The sequence below is a fragment of the Anaerozeibacter quisquiliarum genome (assembly GCF_051162045.1).
GTDB classification, from domain to species: Bacteria; Bacillota; Clostridia; order Christensenellales; family Aristaeellaceae; genus Anaerozeibacter; species Anaerozeibacter quisquiliarum.
The window spans coordinates 37,580-58,297 of sequence record NZ_JBISDI010000023.1 but is presented as its reverse complement, the minus strand read 5'-3'; the positions used below and the strand labels follow the sequence as shown (position 1 = coordinate 58,297).

The following is a 20,718-nucleotide window of genomic DNA, read 5'->3' as shown; positions in this document are numbered from 1 at the left end:
GCGTCAGATCGAAATGGTGCCGAGCGCCTGGATATTGACGTCGTTGTTGATCTCGCTGAAGGACAGCACCACCGCATCCGAGGAGAACTGCTCGATCAACTTTTTATAATAGCAGCGCACGACGGGTGAGGTCAGCACGATCAGGTCGGACAGCTGATCCTTGAGCTTGCGCTCCTGCTCCATGTGCGAGTTCACGATGTTTTGCAGCACCTCCGGCTCGAGCGACACGTAGGAGTTCGCGCCGCTCTTGCGCACGCCGCCCATGATCAGGTTCTCGATCTCCGGGTTGAGCGTAATCACCTTCAAGCTGCCGTCCTGCGCGAACCTTCGGGTGATCGTGCGCCTGAGCGCCTGGCGCACGTACTCGGTAATCAGGTCGCTGTCCTTGACCGTGGGCGCATACTCGCCCACCGTCTCGAGGATGGTCTCGAAGTCGCGGATGGGGATCTGCTCGCCCAAGAGATTCCCCAGCACCTTTTGCAGCTCGAGGTGCGAAACCACGCCCGGCACCAGGTCGTCCACCAGTTCCTTGTTGACCTTGCGCAGGTTGTCCAATAGCAAGATCAGTTCCTTGCGCCCGAAGAGGGCCTTCGCGTTCTGCTTGATCACCTCGGACAGGTGCGTCACGATCACCGACAGCGGGTCGATCACGGTGTAGCCGCTCATCTGCGCCATCTCGCGCAGGTCGGCCGCGATCCACTTTGCGGGGATTTCAAACGCCGGCTCGATCGTGTCGATCCCGTCGAGCTCCTGCGCGCCCTCGATCGGGTTCATCGCCAGGAAGTGGTCGGCCAGCACCTCGCCCCTCGCCGCCACCTCGCCCTTGACCTTGATCGCGTACTCGTTGACGCCCAACTGCGCGTCGTCGCGCAGCGTGACCGCGGGCACCACCATGCCCATCTCCTCGGCGAACTGCCGGCGGAGCATGACCACGCGGTTGATGAAGTTGCCGCCCTTGGCTTCGTCCACGAGCGGGATCAGGCTGTAGCCCACGTTCACCTCGATCGGCTCGACCGCGAGCAGCGAGTAGATGTTCTCGGTGTTGCGGTAGAACTCCGACTCGCTGACCGGCAGGTCCTTTTCCTCCTGGGCGTCGGTTTGGGGCTTGCGGCGCGTCAGCGCGGCCGCGAGGAAGATCAGCGCGCCGCCCACAATCAGCAGCACGATCACCGGGAAGCCCGGGATCATCGACATCGTTATCAGCACGCCGCCCGCGATCGTCAGCGCGATCGGGTAGGAGATGATCTGCGTCTTGAGGTCCTCGCTGAAGCTGTTGACCGACGCCGCGCGCGTCACCACCATGCCGGTGGCGGTCGAGATCAACAGCGCCGGGATCTGCGACACCAGGCCGTCGCCGACGGTGGCGATGATGTAGACGTTCAGCACCTCGGTAATGCTCTTGCCGCCCATCACCATGCCGATGATGATGCCGCCCAGGCTGTTGACGAACAGCGTGATGATCGACATGATCGCGTCGCCCTTGATGAACTTCGAAGCGCCGTCCATCGAGCCGTAAAAATCGGCCTCGCGCTGTACCTTCTGGCGGCGCTGCCGGGCGGTCGCCTCGTCGATCAGGCCGGAGTTCAGGTCGGCGTCCACCGCCATCTGCTTGCCGGGCATGGCGTCCAGCGTGAAGCGTGCGGCCACCTCGGCCACGCGCTCGGCGCCCTTGGTAATCACGATGAACTGCACCACCACGATAATCAGGAACACCACGAAGCCGACCACCACGTTGCCGCCCACGACGAAGTTGCCGAAGGTGCGGATCACCTGCCCGGCGTCGCCGCCGTTGCCGAGGATCAGCCGCGTGGCCGACACGCTGAGCGACACGCGCAGCAGCGTCGTGACCAGCAGCACCGACGGAAACACCGAAAACTCCAGCGGCTCGCGGATGTGCATCGAGATCAGCAGGATGATCAACGAAAAGGCGATGTTGATGATGAGCATCACGTCGAGCAGACCGGCGCCCAGCGGCACGATCAGCAGGAATATGATGCCGATGATGAACAGCGTCAGTGCGTTGTCCAGTAACTTCCTCATGCATGCCGCCTCTTCTTCAGGTTATAGATGAACGCGATGATGTCCGCGACCGGCTTGTAGAACGCCTCGGGGATCTGCCGGTCCAGCTCGACCGCCTCGAACAGCCCGCGGGCGAGCGCGCGGTTCTCGGTGACGTACACCCCGTGCTCCTCGGCCAGCTTGACAATCCGAAGCGCCACCAGATCCGCGCCCTTGGCCACCACCACGGGCGAGGCGTACTTCGGCGGGTCGTACTTGAGCGCCACCGCGTAGTGGGTCGGGTTCCTTATGACCACGTCGGCGGTCTTGACCTTGCTCATCATGCGCATCATCGCCATCCGGCGCTGGATCGAGCGTATGCGTCCCTTGACGTTGGGGTCGCCTTCCATGCGCTTGTACTCTTCCTTGATCTCCTGCTTGCTCATCATCATCCGCTTCTCATAGTCCCACCACTGGTAGAAGTAGTCGAACGCGGCGAACATCGCCATGAACATTGCGATCCGCACCGAGACGTCCAGGATCGCGCCCGCCACCCAGCCAAGGCTCCTGAACGGGTCGACCAACGGGCTGAGCACGACGCTGGGCAACGCATCGCGGATGTCGGCAAACAAGATGCTGCCGATGATAACCACCTTGACCAGCCCCTTGAGCAGCTCGACCAGCGTCTTCTTCGAGAACAGGCTCTTAAGCCCCGACAACGGGCTGATCCGGGAGAACTTGGGCGTAAGCAGGCTGGGCGTGACCAGGAACCGCGTCTGTGCGCCGGTGAGCATAACGCCCAGCAGCATCGCGACCCCGCCGATCGGCAGGATCAGCATCCCCGCCTGAATGATGAAGCCCTTTATCATCCCCGCCGCGTCCCGCAGCCCCAGCTGCTGCACCCCGCCGATCGCCCCGAGGCTCTCGCGCATCATGTCCGCCAGCCGCTCGATCAACAGGCCGCCGCCCATGCGCATCAGGTACATCATCCCGAGCAGCGAAAACGCGGTGACCACGTCGCGGCTCTGAAAGATGTTGCCCTTCTTGCGCTCGTCCGACCGCTTGCGCGGTGTTGCGCGTTCGGTCTTCCCACCGTCCTGCGACAAGGGTTCTCCTCCCTACTGCAACATTAGCGCGATGCCCGAGCGCATGTACCCAAACATCTGCACGATCGTGGCGTCCATCAGTCGCGTGACCGAGGGCATCGCCAGCACCACCACGGCCAGCCCGATCAGCAGCTTGAGCTGCAGGCCCACCACGAACACGTTGATCTGGGGCGCGATGCGCATCAGCACCCCAAGTCCCGCCTCGCTCAGCAGTTCGACCGCCAGCACCGGCATGGACAGCTTGAGCATGAGCAGCAGCATCTGCCCCATCATGTCCGCGATGTGGGGGCCCACGTCAAGGCAGATCATGTGCGGCCCCGGCGGGAATATCAGCAGCGAGTCGGCCGCGATCCGGATCAGCGTCAGGTGAGCGTCGCTCGCGAAGAAGATCAGCGTGAACAGGATGTTGAACGCATTGCCGCTGACCGGCATCGATATGCCGCTTTGCGGGTCGTATATCTTGGCGACGGAGAGGCCCATCTCCATGTCCATGACCTCGCCCGCCATCAGCAGCCAGGACAGCGTCACGTTCATAATAAGCCCGAGCGCAAGACCCAGCAGCATCTCGCGCCCGACCGACAGCATGAACGAGATCGGCGTCGGGAAGTCAAGCGGCAGGGCGTAAAGCGTCGGGGTGATCACAAACGCCAGCAGCAGCGCGAGTCCTACCTTGACGATCACCGGCACGCTCTTGCGCGAGAGCAGGGGGTTGAACAGCACCAGCCCCGACATGCGGGTGAACACCAGCAGAAAGCGCAGAAACTGATCGTAGCTCATCTAGCGCATACCGCCGATCACCGCAAACACCCGGGCGAAAAAGTCCACGCCTTGCGCGAGCAGCCACGACCCCAGCGCGACCATCAGCAGCGCGATGGCGAGGACCTTGAACACAAAGCCCACGTTTTGCTCGTGGATTTGCGTGGCCGCCTGGATGATCGACACGATGATGCCAATCGCCACGCTGACCGCCAGAAACGGCGCCGCCATGATTAACGCCGTCTTCAGCGCGTCCTGCAAAATGCCGACGATTTCCGGATGCGACATGCCGTCCCCCCCCTTCCGCATCATGCGCGCCGTCAATGGAACCCCATCACCAACGATTTGATCGCGAGCGACCATCCGTCCACCAGTACGAACAGCATCAGCTTGAACGGCAGCGAGATCAGCGCCGGCGGCAGCATCACCATCCCCAGGCTCATCAGCGTGCTGGCCACCACCATGTCGATCACGAGGAACGGCAGGTAGAGCATGAAGCCGATCAGAAACGCCCGCTTGAGCTCGCTCGTGATGAACGCGGGGACGACGGTCAGGATGTCGATGTCGTCCAAGGTCTCGGGCCGCTCGCGGCCGCCGAGTTCCAGGAACATATTGAGGTCCTGAGCGTTGGTGTTGCGGAGCATGAACGCGCGCAGCGGCTGCGCCGCTTTTTCCACCGCCTGCAGTTGAGTCAGCTCGCCGCGCTCGTAGGGCTTGTACGCCTGCTCGTGAATCTCGGTCAGCGCCGGCTGCATGATGAACAGCGACAGAAACAGCGCCATGCCCACCAGCACCTGATTGGGCGGGGTCTGCTGCAGTCCGATCGCATTGCGCAGACAGGACAGTACGATGGCGATGCGCGTGAAGCTGGTGGTCATGATCAGGATCGAGGGCAGCAGCGCCAGCACCGTCAGCATGAGCAGGATCTCAAGCAGGTCGGCGTTTTCCCCGAGATCGATCCCGCCCAGGCGCAGCGATTCGCCGCCGTTTTCGACGCCCGCGACCGGCCTAAGCGTTTCTGGCGCGACCGGCGCCTGGGCCTCGGTCGGCGCGTTCGGCTGGGCCGCCTGCGCCAGCGCGCCCGGCGCCAGCGTCAGCAGCAGCGCCGCCAGCAACAGCGCGATCCACCCGGATCTGCGTAGCACCTTCCCCATCAACAGCCGCCTCTTCCTGTATCTCATCGCGGGGCGTCGCCCGCGCGCTTGGCCACCATGGCCTCGAAATCCTCGGGCGGCTTCCCGCCGCTCATCGCCGCGATCGGCTTGACGCCGTCCGGCCCGGCCGCCAGCAGGTAGGTCTGAGCGTCGACCTCGACCAGCGCCAGCATGGAATCCCGGGTCAGCGGCACGCGCTCGATGACCTTGATGCGCCGTCCGCCCGGATGATTGGGTTGCCGCCGGACCAGCCAACGGGTCAGAGCGTAGACCAAGACGATCACCGCCACCACCGACAGCATCGGGATGACCAGAGATGCCACCTGTCCCGCCTCCGCCATTTGGATCCCTCCGTATCACTACCTCGAAAAACTGGCGACGATCTCGGTGACGCGCACGCCGAAGTTGTCGTCGATCACCACCACGTCGCCGCGCGCGATCAGCTTGCCGTTGACCACGATGTCCACCGGGTCGCCGGCCTGCTTGTCGAGTTCGATGATCGAGCCGGCGCGCAGGTCGACGATCTCCTTGACCCGCTTCTTGATCCGACCGATCTCCACCACCACGTTCAGGTCAATGTCCATCACCAGGTCGATGCTGACCTGGTCGGCGCTGCCGGATCCGCCCTCGTCTAGGCTGCCGAACGTGATCGGCTTCACGTCCACGCCACGGCGCGGCGCGCTATGCGCGTACGCCGGCTGCTGCGGTTGCGCGTACATCGGCTGCTGCGCGTACATCTGCGGCTGCGGGGCCGGCTGGGCGTATTGCGGCTGCGCGTACATCTGCGGCTGCGGGGCCGGCTGGGCGTACTGCGGCTGGGCGTACATCTGCGGCTGCGGGGCCGGTTGGGGCGCGCTCTGCGGGGCCGGCTTGGGGTCGGGCGCGGGTGTTGGGTCCTTGCGCGGGGCGCGGGACGCGCTCTCCTGATAGTCGTTCACGTCGATGGGCCCCGGCACCTGCGTGTGCCCGAGCATCGCCGCGTCGTTTTCTCCGTCCTGAAGCGTTGCGGCGACCATCTCGCCGGCATCGTCGCCAGCCTCCGGCATGACGTTGCCGATGAGTTCCTTGGCAAAGTCGACCGGCATGATGGTGACGAAGTTGCTGTCCAGCAGACCATCCACCACGAAGCGGAAGCCGACGGTCACGATGGTCTCTTCATTTTTGACCCAGGCGAAGTGGTCGATGTCGCCGTTGATCTCGAACGGCTTGGGCGGCGAGATATTGAGCCCCCTGTCGAGGAAGGTGGCCAGCGCCGTGCAGGACGCGCCCATCATCTGGTTCATGATCTCGCCGAGCGCGCTTACGCGAATCTCGTCCATCTCCGCGTCGTCGAGACCGCCCGTTCCGTCCTCGCCCAGCAGCACGCCGACAATCGCCACGGCGTCCCGTCGGCTCATCACCATGATGTTGGAGCCGCTGATACCCTTGATGTATTCGATCTCGATGCCCAGGGCGGGTTCCAAGTGTTTGCACTCGAATTCCTTCGAGGGAATCACCCGAACCGAAGGCGTGGTGATGGTCACCTGCTTGGAGAGCATCAGCGAAATGGCGGTGGCCGCCGCGCCCATGCTGATGTTCAGGATTTCACCGATCGTGTCGATCTCAAGCGGGTTCAGCGCGATCGCGCCCGGGTTCTTCTGTGCTTTGGACTGCCTGCTCATTGCGCAAACATACCTTCCTCACGCGGCGTACTGCCGGTTGATTGGGAGCCATGGCCTACGTCAGATGGCGTATGGCCGGTTGATCCGAAGCGCCATCTTGTTCTTCTTCATGCCCGGCACGGCGAAAAACCAGTTGCGGCCGTTGACGGTGATCAGCACCGGTTTGTCCACGCCCTGGTCGAGCCGGATTACGTCGCCGGGCTGCAGGTCGAGGACTTCGCGCATGGGCACCGTGGCCGTGCCCAGAATGGCGCACACCTCGGCTTGCGCGTTCTGCACCTGCGTCATCATCGCCTCGCGCGAGCGCTCGTTCTCATCCTCGTCGAGCCGGTGCATGCCCGACTGCTCGTCGATGACCGCCTCCAGCATCGGCTTCATCTCCATGCAGGGCAGGCAGCAGGTCAGCGTGCCGTGAACCGGGCCCAGCGTGATCGCCATCACCATGGTGGTCACCATGTCGTCCATGCCGATCGACTTGATGAAGCGGGTGTTGGTCTCCACCTGCCGCACGGTGATCTCCATGTCGGGCAAGAACGTCCACGCCTCCTGGAACAGCGCCGTGATCCGACGGATGATACGCTCCATCAGCGCGACCTCGATGTCGGTGAACTCGCGCACGGGCACCTCGCGTTCGGTCACCACGCCGCCGAACATCCGCTCGATCAGCGCGAAGGAAAGGGAGTTCGACAAATCGAGCAGCATCGCGGTCTTGATCGTGCTCACGTCGAGCACGCCGGTCAGCTGGATGTCGGGCAGCGCGTTGTTGTACTCCTTGTAGGGATGCTCTTCGAGCGATTCCACCGTCACCTCGCAGTAGGTGCGCGTCATCCCGGCCAGGTAGGAGGACAGGTGGCGCGCGAACACCTCGCCGATGCCGCGCAGCACCTTCTGCTGGTCGCGCGCCAGCTTCTTGGGGTTGCGGAAGTTGTACTGGCGGATCTTCTTTTCATCGGCCTTCAGCGCATCCGCGCCTCCGTCGCCGCCGGCCAGCTCGCTGAGCAGTTCGTCGATTTGGCTTTGCGTAAGAACTTCGGCCATCGATTACTCCTCCTCAAAGCTTGGCGGTAGCGCGCTCTCCCAGGCAAGGTGGGGCAGATCCCGCGCGCGTGCGAGTACGTGGGCGCGATAGGCCTCCACGCGCTCCGTCACGACCACAGCCGACTCGCGCACGTAGTACTTCCGGCCGTTGGCCATCGTAATCAGGGTATCGGGCACCGTCTCGATCATCTCGAACAGCCCCGGGTTCAGGTAGCAGGCGTCCCCGTTTAGCTTGGTCAGCTTAATCATGGATGTGCTCCTTCGAGGGTGGTGTTTCGTGTAGATTACCGCTTGATGTTGACCAATTCCTCGAGCACCTGGTCGGACGTGGTAATCACGCGCGCGTTGGCCTGGAAGCCGCGCTGGGCCACGATCATGTCGGAGAACTCCTTCGACAGGTCGACGTTCGAGGTCTCCAGGCCGCCGGTGACCAGGACGCCGGAACCGGTGCCGGGAGGGGCGAAGATGGGCGCGCCGGAGCTGTTCGACTCGACGTAATGCGAGTTTCCGGTCTGCTCGAGGCCGTCCGAGTTCTGGAACATCGCGGCGGCGATTTGCGCGAGTGTGGTCGGCTGGTTGGCGCCCTTCTTGATACCCGTGATCGTTCCGTCGGGCGCGATCGTGACGTTGGTGTAGGTTTCAAAGTCATTGATCTCAATCCTCGTCGGGGCCGCGAAAGGTCCAGCGCCTGTTTGGGGCGTGGCCCAACCCCTGACGAAGTTGCCTTCGGTGTCCAGCAGGCGGCCCCTCAAGGCGCTGGTTGTGCTGGCGCCGGTAGGAACCGTGTCAAACGTAAACGCGCCCAAGCGGGTGTATTCCAAGTTGGCCTGGGGGTTCTCCACGACGAAGTATCCCTCGCCCGAGATGTAGGCGTCCAGCGGCCGTGAGGTCATCTGGTAGCTGCTGCGGGTAGTAATCACGTCGATGCGCGTGGCCTGCGAGCCGTAGCCGATCTGCTTGGGGTTGGAACCGCCGACGGTCGCCGTGGGCGTCGAGGCCGCGGCCAGCGTCTGGTAGTACATGTCGGAAAAGATCACGCGGCTGCTTTTGAAGCTGGCGGTGTTGACGTTTGAGATGTTGTTGCCGATGACGTCGAGCATCGTCTGATGGCCGCGAAGGCCGGAAACCGCCGAATACATCGATCGAAGCATGGTGCATCCTCCATTCTTTGCCTGGGTCGTACCGATTGCCTGTCCGTCATGTCTTCTCGCGCACCACGCTCACCTGATCGAGCGTGTAGGACTGGCCGTTTACCATCACATAGGGCTTGCCGCCTTGGTAATTGACCTGAGTGACCTCGCCCTGGATTACGTTCTCCCGATTGTACTCGTCCTTGTCCGCGATGGCGACCTGCTTGCCGATCATCGACACCGCGAGGTTGCCCTGGAACGCGTTCGTCATCTCCTCCATCCGCGACAGCGTCGAAAACTGCACCATTTGGGACATGAACTGCGAATTGTCCACACTGTCGTACATGCTCTGGTTGGTCAACTGCGCCACCATGAGCTTGAAGAAGTCGCTCATCTTAAGCTCGGACTTCCCCATGTTTGCCGTCTTGTCCTCCCGCCCCGGGACGACCAGGTTGCTGGGCGAACCGATGCCGGCCACGTCCATGGTCATCGCCTCCTATATCCGGTACATAATCGCGCCCGCGCGCGCATAGGCCTCCCGAATCTGCCTAAGCTCCGCGTCGCCTTCCATGCCGCCGGCGCCGGACGATGCGCCCGTGAACCCCGGCTGCGCGTCGCGCCTGCCCTGCTCGGCGAAAGCCGAGAACGCGGCCCCGTTCTGTCCGTTTGCGCTAACCTCGATGTTCACGTTGCCCAACTCGTAGTTGCTTGCGACCAACTCCCGCCGAAGCTCCCCGAGCTGGCTCGCGATCAGCGCGCGCGCATCCTCGTTCGCTGTGCGGATCGTCAGGCCCAGCGTGCGCTCGCGGGCGCTGATCGACACCTCCACCTCGCCCAGCCCCTCCGGCCGCAGCCTCAGCCGGTATTGGGTCTCCCCGCGCCGAAGCGCCGACGGGATCGAGCGCGCCACCTGCGCCGCGGCGTCGGGTTCCGCCGCCGCGCGCGCGCCTTGCGCGGGCGCGGCCCGCGCGGCCTGGGCGACGTCCGGCTCCGCACGGCCGCTCGCCGGCAGCGCGCGCCCGGCTTGCGGCACTTCTTCGTCCCGCTGCGCGCGCTCTGCCCGCGCCTGGTGCGGGGCATCCGCCTTCGCTGCGCGCGAACGATGCGCCCGCGCAGGCTCCTCGGGCGCGCGGCCCGCGATGGGCTCCGCTTCGGGCGCGGCCGGCGCGCTCTTCGCCGTGTCCGCCTCGACCGGAACCGCCTGCGCCGCCTCGAGCGGAACCGCCCGCGCCGCCTCGACCGGAACCTGCGCGGCGGCCCGGGCGGCCGCTTCTACGGGCGTCGCCATCGGCTCGACCGAAACGGCCCGCGAGGCTTGCGGGGTCTGGCGCGCCTCGGGCCGCTCTGCGGTGTGCGCTATGTCCGAGGGCAGTTCAAACGCCGCGCGCCGCTCGGCCGGCTGCGCCGCCGCTTGGACGCCAATGGGCATCGCGCCCGCTTCCGCCGACGGAACCGCGACCGCCGAAACGTCTTGCTGTGCGGGCGCGGCCGTCCCCTGCGCGACGACCTCGGCCGGCTGCTCCGCGACCTCGGGCGGCTTTGCCATCGGCTGCGCCGTCAGCGCGGCCAAGTAGGCTTGGCACGCCGCCGATGCGATCAGTCCGGCCTGCGCGGCCTGCGCACCCGGTTCGTCCCCGTCGCGCGCTGCGTCGCCCGGCTTCGCACCCTTGGCGCGCGAGGGCCTGATTCGGGAAAAAGCCTGATCGACCGCCGCTCCAAAGCCCGCCTCCGGCTCGCACGCCGCTTCCGTGCCGTTCGTAGCCGTGGGCGGCCGGATCGGCAGCGGGTTAACCTTCGATACCATGGGTTACCTCCTCCGCGTCGCGCGCGATCCTGTTGGACACGAACCCCTCGATGAACCGTTCGTTATACTTTACCTGGGCCGCCTGATAACCCTTGTAGCGCCGGTCGCGCAAATTCTCGATCACCTGCACGTCCCGGGCCGCCTGGATCAATTTCTGGCGCTGCGCCTCGACCTTCTCGGCCTGGCGCGTCAGCTGAACGTTTATATCCTCGATGCGCCGCTTGAGTTCCTCGATGTATCGGGCCGTCGCCACCGCCTTGGCCGCGGTTTGTCCCCTCTCGCAATCGAGCAGGAACTGACGTTTGACCGCGCGATCCTCCTGAACCGCCGCGTCGCGCCGCGCTTCAATCGCGCGGTATTCGGTCTGCAACCGCCCGAGGACGTCGGTCTCGCGCTTTTTCACATACTCGTCGTAGGACAGCACCTTGTCCAGAGAAAACTTGAACCGCTTCATTGCTGTATCACCGCCTGCATCTGCGCAAGCGTCTCCTCGAAGGTCACGCGCTCGTCTACGCCCTGCGCGAGGAAGGCGTTGATCCGGTCGATGTTGGCGATCGCGTGATCGATCTTCGCGCTGCTGCCCGTTTTGTAGGCCCCGATGCTGATCAGGTCGGCGTTCTCGTTGTAGGCCGACATGACCTGGCGCATCCGCGAGGCCAGCGCCTGATGCTCGGGCGGCACGATCTCGCTCATCAAACGGCTGATCGAGGCCAGCACGTCGATCGCCGGATACTGGTTGCGCATTGCGATTGCGCGCGAGAGCACGATGTGGCCGTCCAGTATGCCGCGCACGGTGTCGGAGATCGGCTCGTTGGTGTCGTCGCCCTCCACCAATACGGTGTAGAAGCCGGTGATCGAGCCCTGCGCGAACTTGCCCGACCGCTCGAGCAGCTTTGGCATCAGCGCGTACAGCGAGGGCGTGTAGCCGCGCGCCACCGGCGGTTCGCCGACCGCCAGGCCGATCTCGCGCTGCGCCATCGCGAAGCGGGTCAGCGAGTCCATGACCAACAGCACGTCCTTGCCCTGATCGCGGAAGTATTCGGCGATCGTGGTGGCGGTCAGCGCGCACTTGAGCCGCATCATGGCCGACTGGTCGCTGGTGGCCACCACCAGCACCGAGCGCGCCATGCCCTCCGCCTGCAGGTCCTTCTCGATGAAGTCGCGCACCTCGCGCCCGCGCTCGCCCACCAGCGCCACCACGTTGACGTCGGCGGTCACGCCCCGCACCATCATGCCGAGCAGCGTGCTCTTGCCCACGCCGCTACCCGAGAAGATGCCCATGCGCTGGCCCTTGCCGCAGGTGAGCAGCGCGTCGATCGGGCGCACACCGATGCCGATCCGCTCGTCGATCCGAGGCCGGTCGAAGGGGTTCGAGGGTATGTTGAGCACCGGATAACGCCGGTCGAAGTCGATCGGGCCCGCGCCGTCGATCGGCTCCCCGAACCCGTCGATCACGCGCCCGATCAGGCCGTTGCCCACCGGTACGCGCAGCACGTCGCCGGTCGACTCCACCACGCTGCCTTTGACCACGCCGGCCAGGTCGCCGAAGGGCATCAGCAGCACGCGGTCACCCTTGAAGCCCACGGTCTCGGCGTAGGAGTAGCCGCTGTTGCGGGCGTCGTACACGCGGCACATCGTGCCGATGTCAACGGTAGGCCCGGTGCTCTCGATCACCATGCCGACGACCTTGTCGATCTTGCCGCAGTGACGGATCGGCTGGCTGTTTTTCACCACCCGGCGGCAGCGTGCAAGTGTCAAGCCTCCCCCTCCTCGGTTTCGCCCGCGTACCGGGCGTCTTCGATCGCCTGCTCGATCGCCTCGAGCTGCCTGTGCGCGCTGGCGTCGATGCGCACGTCGTCGGTATCCACGATCACGGTGCCCTTCGGGACGTCCTCGATCACGCGCAAGGTCAGCTTCTCGGCGTCCCGCACCATCTCGCACAGCCGCTGCGCGTGTGCGGTGGCAAACTCGATGTCCTGCTGCGACACCGTCAGCTGCACGGTCTTCTGGTCGGACAACCCCTCGACCGCCTGGCGGAAGATGCGCACAAAAGCCTCGTCGTCGCGCTCGATCCGGTCGGCCACCACCTTGCGGGCGATTTCAAGCGCCAGATCGATCAGGTTCTGCTCCTCGCGCGCGATGAGCGTCTGCCGGTCGCGCTCAATCTCCTGCGCCAATCGCTTGATTTCGGCGAGCGAGCGTCCATTCTCCTCGAGCGCCTGCGCGCGGCCCTGCTCGTAGCCCGCCTGATAACCCTGCTCGGCGGCCTCGGCGCGGATCGCCTCGGCCTCGCGGCGCATGCCTTCGCGCATGGCGCGCTGGTCGCGGTCGAGCTCGGCGCGCAGGTTTTCGAGCTGCGCCCGCTCGTCCTCCGCCCCGTCTTCGGTTTGCGCGCACAGCACCGGCAGCTGTTCAGGCGCCGGGCGGTAGTCGAACGACTGCCCCACGTTGATGAAGCTTCCCTTGACCAGCCTAGACAATGATCTCATCCTTCCGCCCGCGGCTGATGATGATGTCGCCCGATTCCTCAAGCGCACGAGCCATCGATACCAGTTTCTGCTGCGCCTCCTCGACCTGGGACAGCTTCACGCCGTGCAGGTACTTCGACTCCTCCTCAAGCATCTGCTTGAGCCGCGACGACATGTTGGCGTAGAACACCTCGCTGACCTCGGGCGTGCAGCCCTTAAGCGCGATGAGCAGGTCGTTGCTGTTCACATCCTGCAGGAAGCGCTGGATGTAGATCGGATCGAGCGTGGTGATGTCTTCGAACACGAACATGCGGTTGCGGATCTCCTCGGCCAGCGCCGGATCCTGCTTGAACAGCTCCTCCATGATGTACTTCTCGGTGCCGCGGTCGACCAGGTTGAGCACGCCCGCCATGTACTTGGTGCCGCCGATCTCGGCGATGCCGATCGACTCGCTGATCGACAGCTTGTTCTCGATGATGCGCTCGACGTCGCGCACCGCTTCGGGCGAAGTGCTGTCCATCGTGGCGATGCGGCTGACCACGTCCATTTGCACGTTTGGGGGCAACTCGCCCAAAATGTCCGCCGCCTGGTCGGCTTGGCAGTACGACAGGATCAGCGCGATCGTCTGCGGGTGCTCGTTCTGGATCAGGCTCAGCAGGTGCTTGGCGTCGGCCTCGGCGAGGAAGCTGAACGCCCGCGTCTGCAAAGAGCGCGCGATCTTCTCCAAAATGCCGGCCGCGCCGGTTGGCCCCATCGTCTTTTCGAGGATGGCCCTGGCATACTCAAAGCCGCCCTCGGTGATGTACTTCTGTGCGATGCACAGGTTGTAGAACTCCTCCATCGTGGTCTCGACCACGGTCGAGGACAGGTTGTCGAGTGTCGCGATTTGCAGCGTGATCTGCTCGATTTCATCGGGACGGAGGTATTTGAACACCTGCGACGCGTAATCGACGCCCAGTGACAAGATCACGGTCGCGGCCTTCCGGATCATTTCCGTGTTTTTGCCTCTTGGCTTCACTTGCCGTCCTCCTTCATCCAACCGCGAATCAGCGTCGCGACGACCTCGGGGTTGGCGGCGGTGAACTCCCGAACCTGGCGCTTGAGGCCCTGCTCGCGGGTCTCGCTGAGCACGATCTCATCGGGGATGTTGGCGGTAGACGGCTGCACGCCCTTCTGGATCGCTTCGAGCCCCTGCCGCTCCGCGTTCTCCGGCTTTTTCTTTTTGCGCCCGCGCCGCAACAGCGCGAGCAGGATCAGCAGCAAAATCAGTCCGAACAGCCCGATCCCGCCGTACAGGATCAGCTGCGAAACCGTCAACGGCAGCAGGCCCAGCACGTAGACCGGCGTTTCCTCTATGACCGCGGGCGCGGAAGGCGGCTCGGGTTTTTTCAGGAATTCGGCGTTGGTGACAAACACCTTCTCGGGCGGGATGCCCACGCTGTAGGCCACCATGTCACGGTACTTGGTCAGCACTTCCTGCGCGACATCCTTTCCGTTAATCATCAGCGACACCGTCATGTCCAATATCTTGCCGCCGTTGTCGAGCGCGCTCTCGATCACCTGGTTTATCAGGAAGTCGGTCGATACGCGCTCGGTGGCGCTGGTGTCCTTGTCTTCGTCGCCTTCCCGCTCGGGATAGGTCGGTACCCCTACGTTGGCCTCGGTGCCCGCCACGCCGCCGACCACGACCCCGCCGTTGGTGCTCGTTCGGTCGCTCTGCTGGCGCGCGATGATGCCGGTCTGGCCTACGACCGGGGTGTAGGTCGTCTGCTCGGTCGTCTTCTTGTCGAAGCTCAACTGCGCGCTCACCGACACGCTCACATTGTCCACACCGAACACCGGCTCAAGGAAGCGGGTGATCTTGTCCTCGTAGGCCTTGTTGACCTTGTCGATCGCCTCGATCTGGGCGTCGGTCTGGCCCGCGCCGAGGTCGTGCGACTGGTCGTTGAGCACATTGCCCTCGCCGTCCACGATGGTGACGTTCATAGCCTTGAGGCCCGGCACGCTCTTGGTTACCAGCGCCTCGATGCCCTTGATCTGCCTTTGTCCGATGTCCGCGTAGCCGTACAGGTGGAGCACGACCGACGCCGAGGATTCGGGCACCTCGCTCTTGAGTACGTACGCGCTTTCATCGGCCACGTTGAGCGTGACGATCGCGTCCTTGACGCCGGTCAGCGTCTTGAGCGCCGCCTGCAGCCGGTCTTGCAGCTGGAAGATCAGGAACTGCTTCTTTTCGTAGTCGGTGCTCATCAGGTCGCTCTGGCCCGAAAACAAGTCATAGCCCAAGGTGCTGTTGGGCAGGCCGTTCGCCGCCAATTGCATCTTGAGCCTGGCCTCGTCCTCTTTCGGCACCAGAATCGACCCGTCGCTCTGCAAGCGGTAATCGACGCCCGCGCCATCCAGAATCTGTACGACCTGCGCGCCTTCAGAGGGCGACAACCCGCGGTACAGCATGATGTAGGAGGCATCGTTCAAATAGCGGGCCAGCGCGATGGAGCCCACAATCAGGAGGCCGGCGACGCCGAGCAGCGTCAGCCGCTTCCCCTTGCTCATCCTGCCGAAGTAGGCGCCGATGTTCTTGAACATGCCCGAGATAGAAAAGTCCATCATATCCCTCTAATCTGCGTAATCGCCGCGCCTCGGCCGGTTGTGCTCCTAGAGGGTGATCCGCATGATCTCGTTGTACGCCTCGAGCGCCTTGTTACGCAGCGACACCACGGTGGTAATCGCCAGGTCGGCCTTGGCGGCGTTGATCGTGATGTTGTGCAGTGCGTCGGACTTGCCGGTGGCCAAGGCGACCGCGTCGCTTTGTACCGCCGACTGGGTCTTGGCGATGTCGGAAAGCGACTGCATCAGCGTGTCGCCGAAGGAGGGGCCGCTTAAGGCCGCGGGATTCGCGGGGGTGACCTGTTGGGGACTCATCGCGCCGCCGAGCAACTGAGCGATGCGAATCGGATCCAGTGGCATGTGCTTCACGCTCGCTTCCGTGTGGGTTTTTTATTTCCCAATCTCCAGGGCCTTTTGCGCCATGCCCTTCATGGCGTTAAACGCGGTCACGTTGGCCTCGAACATCCGGGCCGCCGACATGATGTCCACCATTTCCTCGACCGTGTTGACGTTGGGCAGTTGCACGTAACCTTCCTCGTTGGCGTCCGGATGCGTCGGGTCGTACTCCACGCGGAAGTCGTCCTCGTCGTCGAGCACCTCCTCGACGCGCACGCCCCTTACCTGCTCGGACGCCGCGCTCAGCGCGCCGGCAAAGTCCCTGCGCCCCTCGCGCTCGGACAGCACCACGAGCTTCCTCCGGTAGGGTCCGCCGGCCTCGGTGCGCGTGGTGTCGGCGTTGGCGAGGTTCTGCGCCACAATCGACATCCTTAACTTCTGCGCGGTCAGGCCAGAGCCTGAGATGTCCAATGAACTCATGAATGCCATCGTTATCCACGCCCCTCTGTCAATACGTATTTCATACGGCGAACCTGGGCATTGAGAGACGTCATCAGGTAGCTGTACTCGGTGTACGCGCGCACCATCTCGACGTTCTCAAAATCCTCATCGACATTGTTGCCGTCCTCGCGCGCGGTCGTGTCCCGATGCTCGACGACGCGGGGCTGAACCTCATTGACCGCTTCCTCCATCGCGCGCCTGTTCCCGCTCGCGCCGTTCAAGCTGCCCTCGAGCAGCGACTCAAACTCCAGCGTCTTGCGCTTGTAACCCGGCGTCGCGGCGTTGGCGATGTTGTCCGAGATCACCTGCTGGCGCATCCAGACCACGTCCATCTTCTTCTCCAGCAACGACATGCTGGTCGGGTTCAGAAAATTGCTCATCCCGCACGCTCCGTTCGCTCCGCCCCAAAGGCAGGTCACGTTCTCAAAGGCCCAAACACTATATGGTGTATTCAATCTGTAACCATTATACAATATGTACAAGCGGTGTCAAGGCTGTTGATGCCGTAATCTTCCACATTTTGTAATTTCGTCATACTTTTGCATTATACCGTCGGAATAAGTCATATTTTAACCCGGCTTTCATGCGGATTGCCCCTCAAATCCGCCCGAAAGGCGTCGATATAAGTCGATATAGGAGTCGGTTGGGTCAATTTACGAATTCGTCAAGCCGCCAGTTCGAGCTCAGGCGCGCCTGAGGATCGGCGTATATGCGCTGACGACGGCGAAGGCGCCGCCCATTTGGGCGGCGCCTTCGCCGTCAGTTACCGGGGGTAGCGTTACCCTTTCGCAGCCTTCACGAGGCCCTCGATGAACGGACCTACGTGCACGGTGACACCGGCCACCACATCGGGCGCGGCGGTGCCTTCCTGGGTCAGGGGCGTGGCGGCGATTTCATCGGCCGTCTTGCCGACCGCATAGGCTGCGAAGGCGGCCGCCTGCTCGTTCCACTCCTTGCCGATCGCGGAGGCCGCCTTCATGCCATAGGCGTCGCCGAGCTCGTTCTTGGTCGCGACCGCAGTCTGAATGTCGCTCGTAATCTGGCCGGCGGCGTCGAACATCACGTCGGCCTGCAACGCGTCGATGATCGCGCTGGTCACCTTGCCCTCGCCGTTCACGGTCACCACAAAGTAGTGGTTGTAGGCGCGCGCGCGGCCGTTCTTCTCGGCTTGCGCGTCGTTTGAGCCGCTGACGTCGGTCGTGGTGGCGAGCCGGAGCTCATCACCCGCGCCCGCGCCCAGCGCCCGCGCGCCGCCGGCGGCCTTGACGATGGCCGCGACCATGTCGGTCACGTGCACCGTAACGCCGGCCAGCACGTCGGGCTCGGTGGGCAAGCCGGTCTCGTCCATCGGCGTGGCCGCCACTTCGTCGGCGGTCTTGCCGATCACCGAGGCCGCAAACGCCGCCGCCTGCTCGTACCACTCCTTGCCGATCGCGGAAGCCGCCTTCATGCCGTAGGCGTCGCCGAGCTCGTTCTTGCTCAGGACTTTCGCGCTGAGGTCGGTTGTGATCTTGCCTTCATTCGAGAATTTCAGCTGCGACTGCACCACGTCGAGTATGCACTGCGCGATGCGCCCCTCGCCGTCCAGCAGCACCGCCGCCACGGTGGAGTAGCCCTCCGCCACGCCGTCCGCGTCGGCGCTCGCCGACGCGGACCGGTTGAGCGAGGTCACCACACCCAAGCCCGTCTGGTAGACCTCCTGCGCGCGCACGCACGCCGTCAGCGAAAGCGCCAGAACGAGCGCCAACGAAAGCACCAGTAACTTCCTGATCCGATTCCCCATGAAAACAACCTCCCGCGTTCGTAGTCACACTTTACCGATAGGTATAGTAGCAAATTACGCGGGATTAGTCTGTGACAATGTCACGCTTCCTTATGCATAGGCGGCCGGTAATCGCGCGCCTCGCCGGCGGCAAGCTCCAAGTCGCGGACGTTCACGATCGTCACGCTGCCGCGCGAGAGCGTCACCAGGCCCTCGCGCACAAGCTGTTTAAGCATGCGAGACACCGCCTCGCGCGCAGAACCGATGTCGTGGGCCAGCTCGTCGTGGGTCACCTTGAGCCGCACTGCATGCTCCTGTGCGGAGGAACGCCCCACATGAGCCCGCTCGAGCAGCGCCGCGGCCAGCCGTCTTTTCAGCGGCACGAAGGCCACGCTGGTAGTTTTTTCCACGACGCGCCTGAACACCTCGGAGGTGGCCTCAACCGAGAAGCGGTACACGCAGCTGTGCTCGGCGATGAGCCGCCGGTACAGCGGCGCGGGGACGGTCAGGATCAACGACCCGGCGCGCGCTTCGACGTTGACCGGCGGGCCGTTCAAGCGCGCGGTAATCAGCACGCTCATCATGCATACTCTCCGCTCGCGCAGCCGGTACAGCGTCAGCTCGTCGCCCTCGTCGGTCATCAGGTACACCCGTACGCTGCCCTTGACGATCAGCTTGATGCCCAGGTTGTCGTTTTCGTGGACGCCGAAGATGATCGCATCCCGGTCGAACGCCGAGTACACGGCCGCGGCGGCAATCTCCTGGCGCGCCTCCGGGGGCAGCTCATCCCAAAAGGGGAGCATATCGGCCAGCAGCGCTTCTACGGTCGTAGCCTCGACATGATTTCCTTCCATAAACTCCACCTGTCGGCCGACAGCCCGAGCGCCTCGCCGGGCCGGGCCAACTGATTGTAGTGCACCGCTTCGCCGTCTTCGCCGACGCGCAGCCGATGGTCGGCCACGCGGCCCACGAAGGTCCACTGCGTAGGCATACGCACGTCGTAGCCGGTGATCGCGTAGTAACCGTCCCGCGCCTCGAACGTCTGCCCGGGCTCGGGGTCGGGAATGCCCGCACCGTAGTGCCGGAACCGGGTTTCGCGCAGTGTCACGCAGCCGTCGCCCGGTTCGTACCCGTCCTCGACCGGGCTTCTGTTGACCGAGTGGTCGAACACGATCCAGACGAGCTGCCCGCGCTTAACGCGCGCGGCGTACTTCAACTCACCCGCACGATTGCGAACGGTGACGCGCCAGCCCATCGGCCAGCACGTCACCGCCGTCAGCGCGGCCGCGATCGCGATTGCGATCAGCGGCCGCCGATATCGCTTCATCGATTATTGGATGCCCTTCTCGGCGTAGTACTTGGCCGCGCCCGGATGCACCGGCGTGGACACGCCCAGCAGCGCCTTGTCGATCGTAATCTCCGCGCCCTTGGCGTGGGAGATGTCAGAGGTCTTCTCGTAGAGCGTCTTGACCATGTTGTACACCAGGTCCTCGCTCAGGTCCTTCTTGCAGATCATGATGGCGCGGATGCCCACCATGTTGGCGTCCTCGGCCTGATTGGGATAGGTGCCCGCCGGGATGGTCACCTTGGCGTAGAACGGGTACTTCTCGATCAGCTTGCCGATGGTCTCGTCGTCGAGGTTCAGCAGCTTGATGCTCGCGGTCGCGCCCAGTTCCTGGATTGCGGGGTTCGGGAAGCCGGCCGTAATAAACGCCGCGTCGATCTGCCGGTTCTTGATGGCGTCGGCCGACTCGGCAAAGGACAGCAGCTGCGCGTCGATGTCGTTAACCGTCAGGCCCGCCACCTCGAGGTACTGCACCGCGTTAAAGTACACGCCCGAGCCCGCCGCGCCGATCGAAACCTTCTTGCCCTTGAGGTCGGCCAAGGTGTTAATGCCCGCGTCGGCATTGACGACCAACTGCACCACTTCGGGGTACATCGAGGCCACCACGTCAAAGTTCTGAATCTGCTCGCCCTCGAACGCGTTCACGCCGTTGAAGGCATAATCGGCCACGTCGTTCTGCACGATGCCGAGCTCGGCCTCGCCCCGGTCGATCAGCCGAATGTTCTCCGCCGAGGCACCGGTGGACTGCGCGGTTACGTCGAGCCCTTCAATGTTCTTGGCGAACAGGTTGGCGATCTCGCCGCCCAGCGCGTAGTAGGTGCCCGAAGTGCCGCCGGTCGCCATGTACAAAAACTCGGTCGCCGAGGCCGGCACGGCCATGAGCAGCAGAGCACACAGGGCGATGGACAGGACGCGCTTCATAGAATGATTCCCCCTTTGACGTTATTTGTTACGCTATGATATTAGCATAATCTTTGCGGGATTGCAAGAGCAAAAACTTGCAGCCATGGGGCGCGCGCATCCGCTTGAAAATGCGCCCGCCGCGCGATATA

The 20,718-nt window shown here is 63.9% G+C and carries 24 protein-coding genes; all 24 read right to left on the bottom strand.

Annotated elements, in window-relative coordinates; all coding sequences use genetic code 11:
- Positions 1–3: 3 nt before the first annotated feature.
- The gene (flhA, locus tag ACH6CV_RS11335) at positions 4–2,040 is read right to left on the bottom strand and encodes a flagellar biosynthesis protein FlhA (protein ID WP_456358308.1); all 2,037 of its coding nucleotides are present in this window, start codon (positions 2,038–2,040) and stop codon (positions 4–6) included.
- Positions 2,037–3,104: a flagellar biosynthesis protein FlhB gene (flhB, locus tag ACH6CV_RS11330; protein WP_456358307.1), complete on the bottom strand. Its 1,068-nt coding sequence runs from the start codon at positions 3,102–3,104 to the stop codon at positions 2,037–2,039. The genes flhA and flhB overlap by 4 nt, the downstream gene beginning before the upstream one ends.
- Positions 3,105–3,116: 12 nt before the next feature.
- On the bottom strand, positions 3,117–3,881 hold the full coding sequence (fliR, locus tag ACH6CV_RS11325; protein ID WP_456358306.1) for a flagellar biosynthetic protein FliR: 765 nt from the start codon (positions 3,879–3,881) through the stop codon (positions 3,117–3,119).
- Entirely contained in the window at positions 3,882–4,148 is a 267-nt protein-coding gene (locus tag ACH6CV_RS11320) for a flagellar biosynthetic protein FliQ (protein WP_456358305.1), read from the bottom strand.
- Between the two features lie 32 nt (positions 4,149–4,180).
- Positions 4,181–5,014 carry a flagellar type III secretion system pore protein FliP gene (gene fliP / locus ACH6CV_RS11315; RefSeq protein WP_456358304.1) on the bottom strand — a complete coding sequence of 278 codons (834 nt, stop codon included), beginning with the start codon at positions 5,012–5,014 and terminating at the stop codon, positions 4,181–4,183.
- A gap of 23 nt (positions 5,015–5,037) precedes the next feature.
- On the bottom strand, positions 5,038–5,355 hold the full coding sequence (locus tag ACH6CV_RS11310) for a flagellar biosynthetic protein FliO (RefSeq protein ID WP_456358303.1): 318 nt from the start codon (positions 5,353–5,355) through the stop codon (positions 5,038–5,040).
- An 18-nt stretch (positions 5,356–5,373) separates the two neighbouring features.
- Positions 5,374–6,675, bottom strand: coding sequence for a flagellar motor switch phosphatase FliY (fliY, locus tag ACH6CV_RS11305; RefSeq protein WP_456358302.1), 1,302 nt, complete (start codon positions 6,673–6,675; stop codon positions 5,374–5,376).
- 60 nt (positions 6,676–6,735) lie between these two features.
- Positions 6,736–7,713, bottom strand: a complete 978-nt coding sequence (gene fliM / locus ACH6CV_RS11300) for a flagellar motor switch protein FliM (protein ID WP_456358301.1) — start codon at positions 7,711–7,713, stop codon at positions 6,736–6,738.
- 3 nt (positions 7,714–7,716) lie between these two features.
- Positions 7,717–7,962, bottom strand: a complete 246-nt coding sequence (locus ACH6CV_RS11295) for a flagellar FlbD family protein (protein ID WP_456358300.1) — start codon at positions 7,960–7,962, stop codon at positions 7,717–7,719.
- Between the two features lie 35 nt (positions 7,963–7,997).
- Complete coding sequence (locus tag ACH6CV_RS11290) at positions 7,998–8,864, bottom strand: flagellar hook-basal body complex protein (protein ID WP_456358299.1); 867 nt, start codon at positions 8,862–8,864, stop codon at positions 7,998–8,000.
- A 46-nt stretch (positions 8,865–8,910) separates the two neighbouring features.
- Positions 8,911–9,327 (bottom strand): flagellar hook capping FlgD N-terminal domain-containing protein, encoded by a 417-nt coding sequence (locus ACH6CV_RS11285; protein WP_456358298.1) that lies wholly within the window; start codon positions 9,325–9,327, stop codon positions 8,911–8,913.
- A gap of 12 nt (positions 9,328–9,339) precedes the next feature.
- Positions 9,340–10,647 (bottom strand): flagellar hook-length control protein FliK, encoded by a 1,308-nt coding sequence (locus ACH6CV_RS11280; RefSeq protein WP_456358297.1) that lies wholly within the window; start codon positions 10,645–10,647, stop codon positions 9,340–9,342.
- Positions 10,631–11,101, bottom strand: coding sequence for a flagellar FliJ family protein (locus ACH6CV_RS11275; protein WP_456358296.1), 471 nt, complete (start codon positions 11,099–11,101; stop codon positions 10,631–10,633). The genes ACH6CV_RS11280 and ACH6CV_RS11275 overlap by 17 nt, the downstream gene beginning before the upstream one ends.
- On the bottom strand, positions 11,098–12,405 hold the full coding sequence (fliI, locus tag ACH6CV_RS11270) for a flagellar protein export ATPase FliI (protein WP_456358295.1): 1,308 nt from the start codon (positions 12,403–12,405) through the stop codon (positions 11,098–11,100). Before fliI ends, ACH6CV_RS11275 begins: the two co-directional genes overlap by 4 nt.
- Positions 12,402–13,127, bottom strand: coding sequence for a FliH/SctL family protein (locus tag ACH6CV_RS11265; protein ID WP_456358294.1), 726 nt, complete (start codon positions 13,125–13,127; stop codon positions 12,402–12,404). The genes fliI and ACH6CV_RS11265 overlap by 4 nt, the downstream gene beginning before the upstream one ends.
- A complete protein-coding gene (gene fliG, locus ACH6CV_RS11260) occupies positions 13,120–14,133 on the bottom strand; it encodes a flagellar motor switch protein FliG (RefSeq protein ID WP_456358293.1) in 1,014 nt (337 codons plus the stop codon). The genes ACH6CV_RS11265 and fliG overlap by 8 nt, the downstream gene beginning before the upstream one ends.
- Complete coding sequence (gene fliF / locus ACH6CV_RS11255) at positions 14,130–15,722, bottom strand: flagellar basal-body MS-ring/collar protein FliF (RefSeq protein WP_456358292.1); 1,593 nt, start codon at positions 15,720–15,722, stop codon at positions 14,130–14,132. Before fliF ends, fliG begins: the two co-directional genes overlap by 4 nt.
- A 48-nt stretch (positions 15,723–15,770) precedes the next feature.
- Positions 15,771–16,082, bottom strand: a complete 312-nt coding sequence (gene fliE, locus ACH6CV_RS11250) for a flagellar hook-basal body complex protein FliE (RefSeq protein ID WP_456358323.1) — start codon at positions 16,080–16,082, stop codon at positions 15,771–15,773.
- Positions 16,083–16,112: 30 nt separating this feature from the next.
- Positions 16,113–16,538 (bottom strand): flagellar basal body rod protein FlgC, encoded by a 426-nt coding sequence (flgC, locus tag ACH6CV_RS11245; protein WP_456358291.1) that lies wholly within the window; start codon positions 16,536–16,538, stop codon positions 16,113–16,115.
- Positions 16,539–16,549: 11 nt separating this feature from the next.
- Complete coding sequence (flgB, locus tag ACH6CV_RS11240) at positions 16,550–16,939, bottom strand: flagellar basal body rod protein FlgB (protein WP_456358290.1); 390 nt, start codon at positions 16,937–16,939, stop codon at positions 16,550–16,552.
- Between the two features lie 398 nt (positions 16,940–17,337).
- Positions 17,338–18,342, bottom strand: a complete 1,005-nt coding sequence (locus ACH6CV_RS11235; RefSeq protein WP_456358289.1) for a hypothetical protein — start codon at positions 18,340–18,342, stop codon at positions 17,338–17,340.
- A gap of 80 nt (positions 18,343–18,422) precedes the next feature.
- Positions 18,423–19,175, bottom strand: coding sequence for a Crp/Fnr family transcriptional regulator (locus ACH6CV_RS11230; protein ID WP_456358288.1), 753 nt, complete (start codon positions 19,173–19,175; stop codon positions 18,423–18,425).
- The gene (locus tag ACH6CV_RS11225) at positions 19,142–19,648 is read right to left on the bottom strand and encodes a DUF1850 domain-containing protein (RefSeq protein ID WP_456358287.1); all 507 of its coding nucleotides are present in this window, start codon (positions 19,646–19,648) and stop codon (positions 19,142–19,144) included. The genes ACH6CV_RS11230 and ACH6CV_RS11225 overlap by 34 nt, the downstream gene beginning before the upstream one ends.
- 3 nt (positions 19,649–19,651) lie before the next feature.
- The gene (locus tag ACH6CV_RS11220) at positions 19,652–20,587 is read right to left on the bottom strand and encodes a TAXI family TRAP transporter solute-binding subunit (RefSeq protein WP_456358286.1); all 936 of its coding nucleotides are present in this window, start codon (positions 20,585–20,587) and stop codon (positions 19,652–19,654) included.
- Between the last annotated feature and the right edge of the window lie 131 nt (positions 20,588–20,718).

Excerpts from the sequence above, each read along its gene's own strand:
- fliR (WP_456358306.1), bottom strand. The coding sequence starts at position 3,881 with ATGAGCTACGATCAGTTTCTGCGCTTTCTGCTGGTGTTCACCCGCATG.
- fliE (WP_456358323.1), bottom strand. The coding sequence starts at position 16,082 with ATGCCACTGGATCCGATTCGCATCGCTCAGTTGCTCGGCGGCGCGATG.
- ACH6CV_RS11320 (WP_456358305.1), bottom strand. The coding sequence starts at position 4,148 with ATGTCGCATCCGGAAATCGTCGGCATTTTGCAGGACGCGCTGAAGACG.
- ACH6CV_RS11275 (WP_456358296.1), bottom strand. The coding sequence starts at position 11,101 with ATGAAGCGGTTCAAGTTTTCTCTGGACAAGGTGCTGTCCTACGACGAG.
- ACH6CV_RS11285 (WP_456358298.1), bottom strand. The coding sequence starts at position 9,327 with ATGGACGTGGCCGGCATCGGTTCGCCCAGCAACCTGGTCGTCCCGGGG.
- ACH6CV_RS11280 (WP_456358297.1), bottom strand. The coding sequence starts at position 10,647 with ATGGTATCGAAGGTTAACCCGCTGCCGATCCGGCCGCCCACGGCTACG.
- fliY (WP_456358302.1), bottom strand. The coding sequence starts at position 6,675 with ATGAGCAGGCAGTCCAAAGCACAGAAGAACCCGGGCGCGATCGCGCTG.
- fliM (WP_456358301.1), bottom strand. The coding sequence starts at position 7,713 with ATGGCCGAAGTTCTTACGCAAAGCCAAATCGACGAACTGCTCAGCGAG.
- fliF (WP_456358292.1), bottom strand. The coding sequence starts at position 15,722 with ATGGACTTTTCTATCTCGGGCATGTTCAAGAACATCGGCGCCTACTTC.
- flgC (WP_456358291.1), bottom strand. The coding sequence starts at position 16,538 with ATGAGTTCATTGGACATCTCAGGCTCTGGCCTGACCGCGCAGAAGTTA.
- ACH6CV_RS11235 (WP_456358289.1), bottom strand. The coding sequence starts at position 18,342 with ATGGGGAATCGGATCAGGAAGTTACTGGTGCTTTCGTTGGCGCTCGTT.
- fliP (WP_456358304.1), bottom strand. The coding sequence starts at position 5,014 with ATGGGGAAGGTGCTACGCAGATCCGGGTGGATCGCGCTGTTGCTGGCG.
- flhA (WP_456358308.1), bottom strand. The coding sequence starts at position 2,040 with ATGAGGAAGTTACTGGACAACGCACTGACGCTGTTCATCATCGGCATC.
- flgB (WP_456358290.1), bottom strand. The coding sequence starts at position 16,939 with ATGAGCAATTTTCTGAACCCGACCAGCATGTCGTTGCTGGAGAAGAAG.
- ACH6CV_RS11220 (WP_456358286.1), bottom strand. The coding sequence starts at position 20,587 with ATGAAGCGCGTCCTGTCCATCGCCCTGTGTGCTCTGCTGCTCATGGCC.
- ACH6CV_RS11295 (WP_456358300.1), bottom strand. The coding sequence starts at position 7,962 with ATGATTAAGCTGACCAAGCTAAACGGGGACGCCTGCTACCTGAACCCG.
- ACH6CV_RS11310 (WP_456358303.1), bottom strand. The coding sequence starts at position 5,355 with ATGGCGGAGGCGGGACAGGTGGCATCTCTGGTCATCCCGATGCTGTCG.
- ACH6CV_RS11230 (WP_456358288.1), bottom strand. The coding sequence starts at position 19,175 with ATGGAAGGAAATCATGTCGAGGCTACGACCGTAGAAGCGCTGCTGGCC.
- ACH6CV_RS11225 (WP_456358287.1), bottom strand. The coding sequence starts at position 19,648 with ATGAAGCGATATCGGCGGCCGCTGATCGCAATCGCGATCGCGGCCGCG.
- ACH6CV_RS11290 (WP_456358299.1), bottom strand. The coding sequence starts at position 8,864 with ATGCTTCGATCGATGTATTCGGCGGTTTCCGGCCTTCGCGGCCATCAG.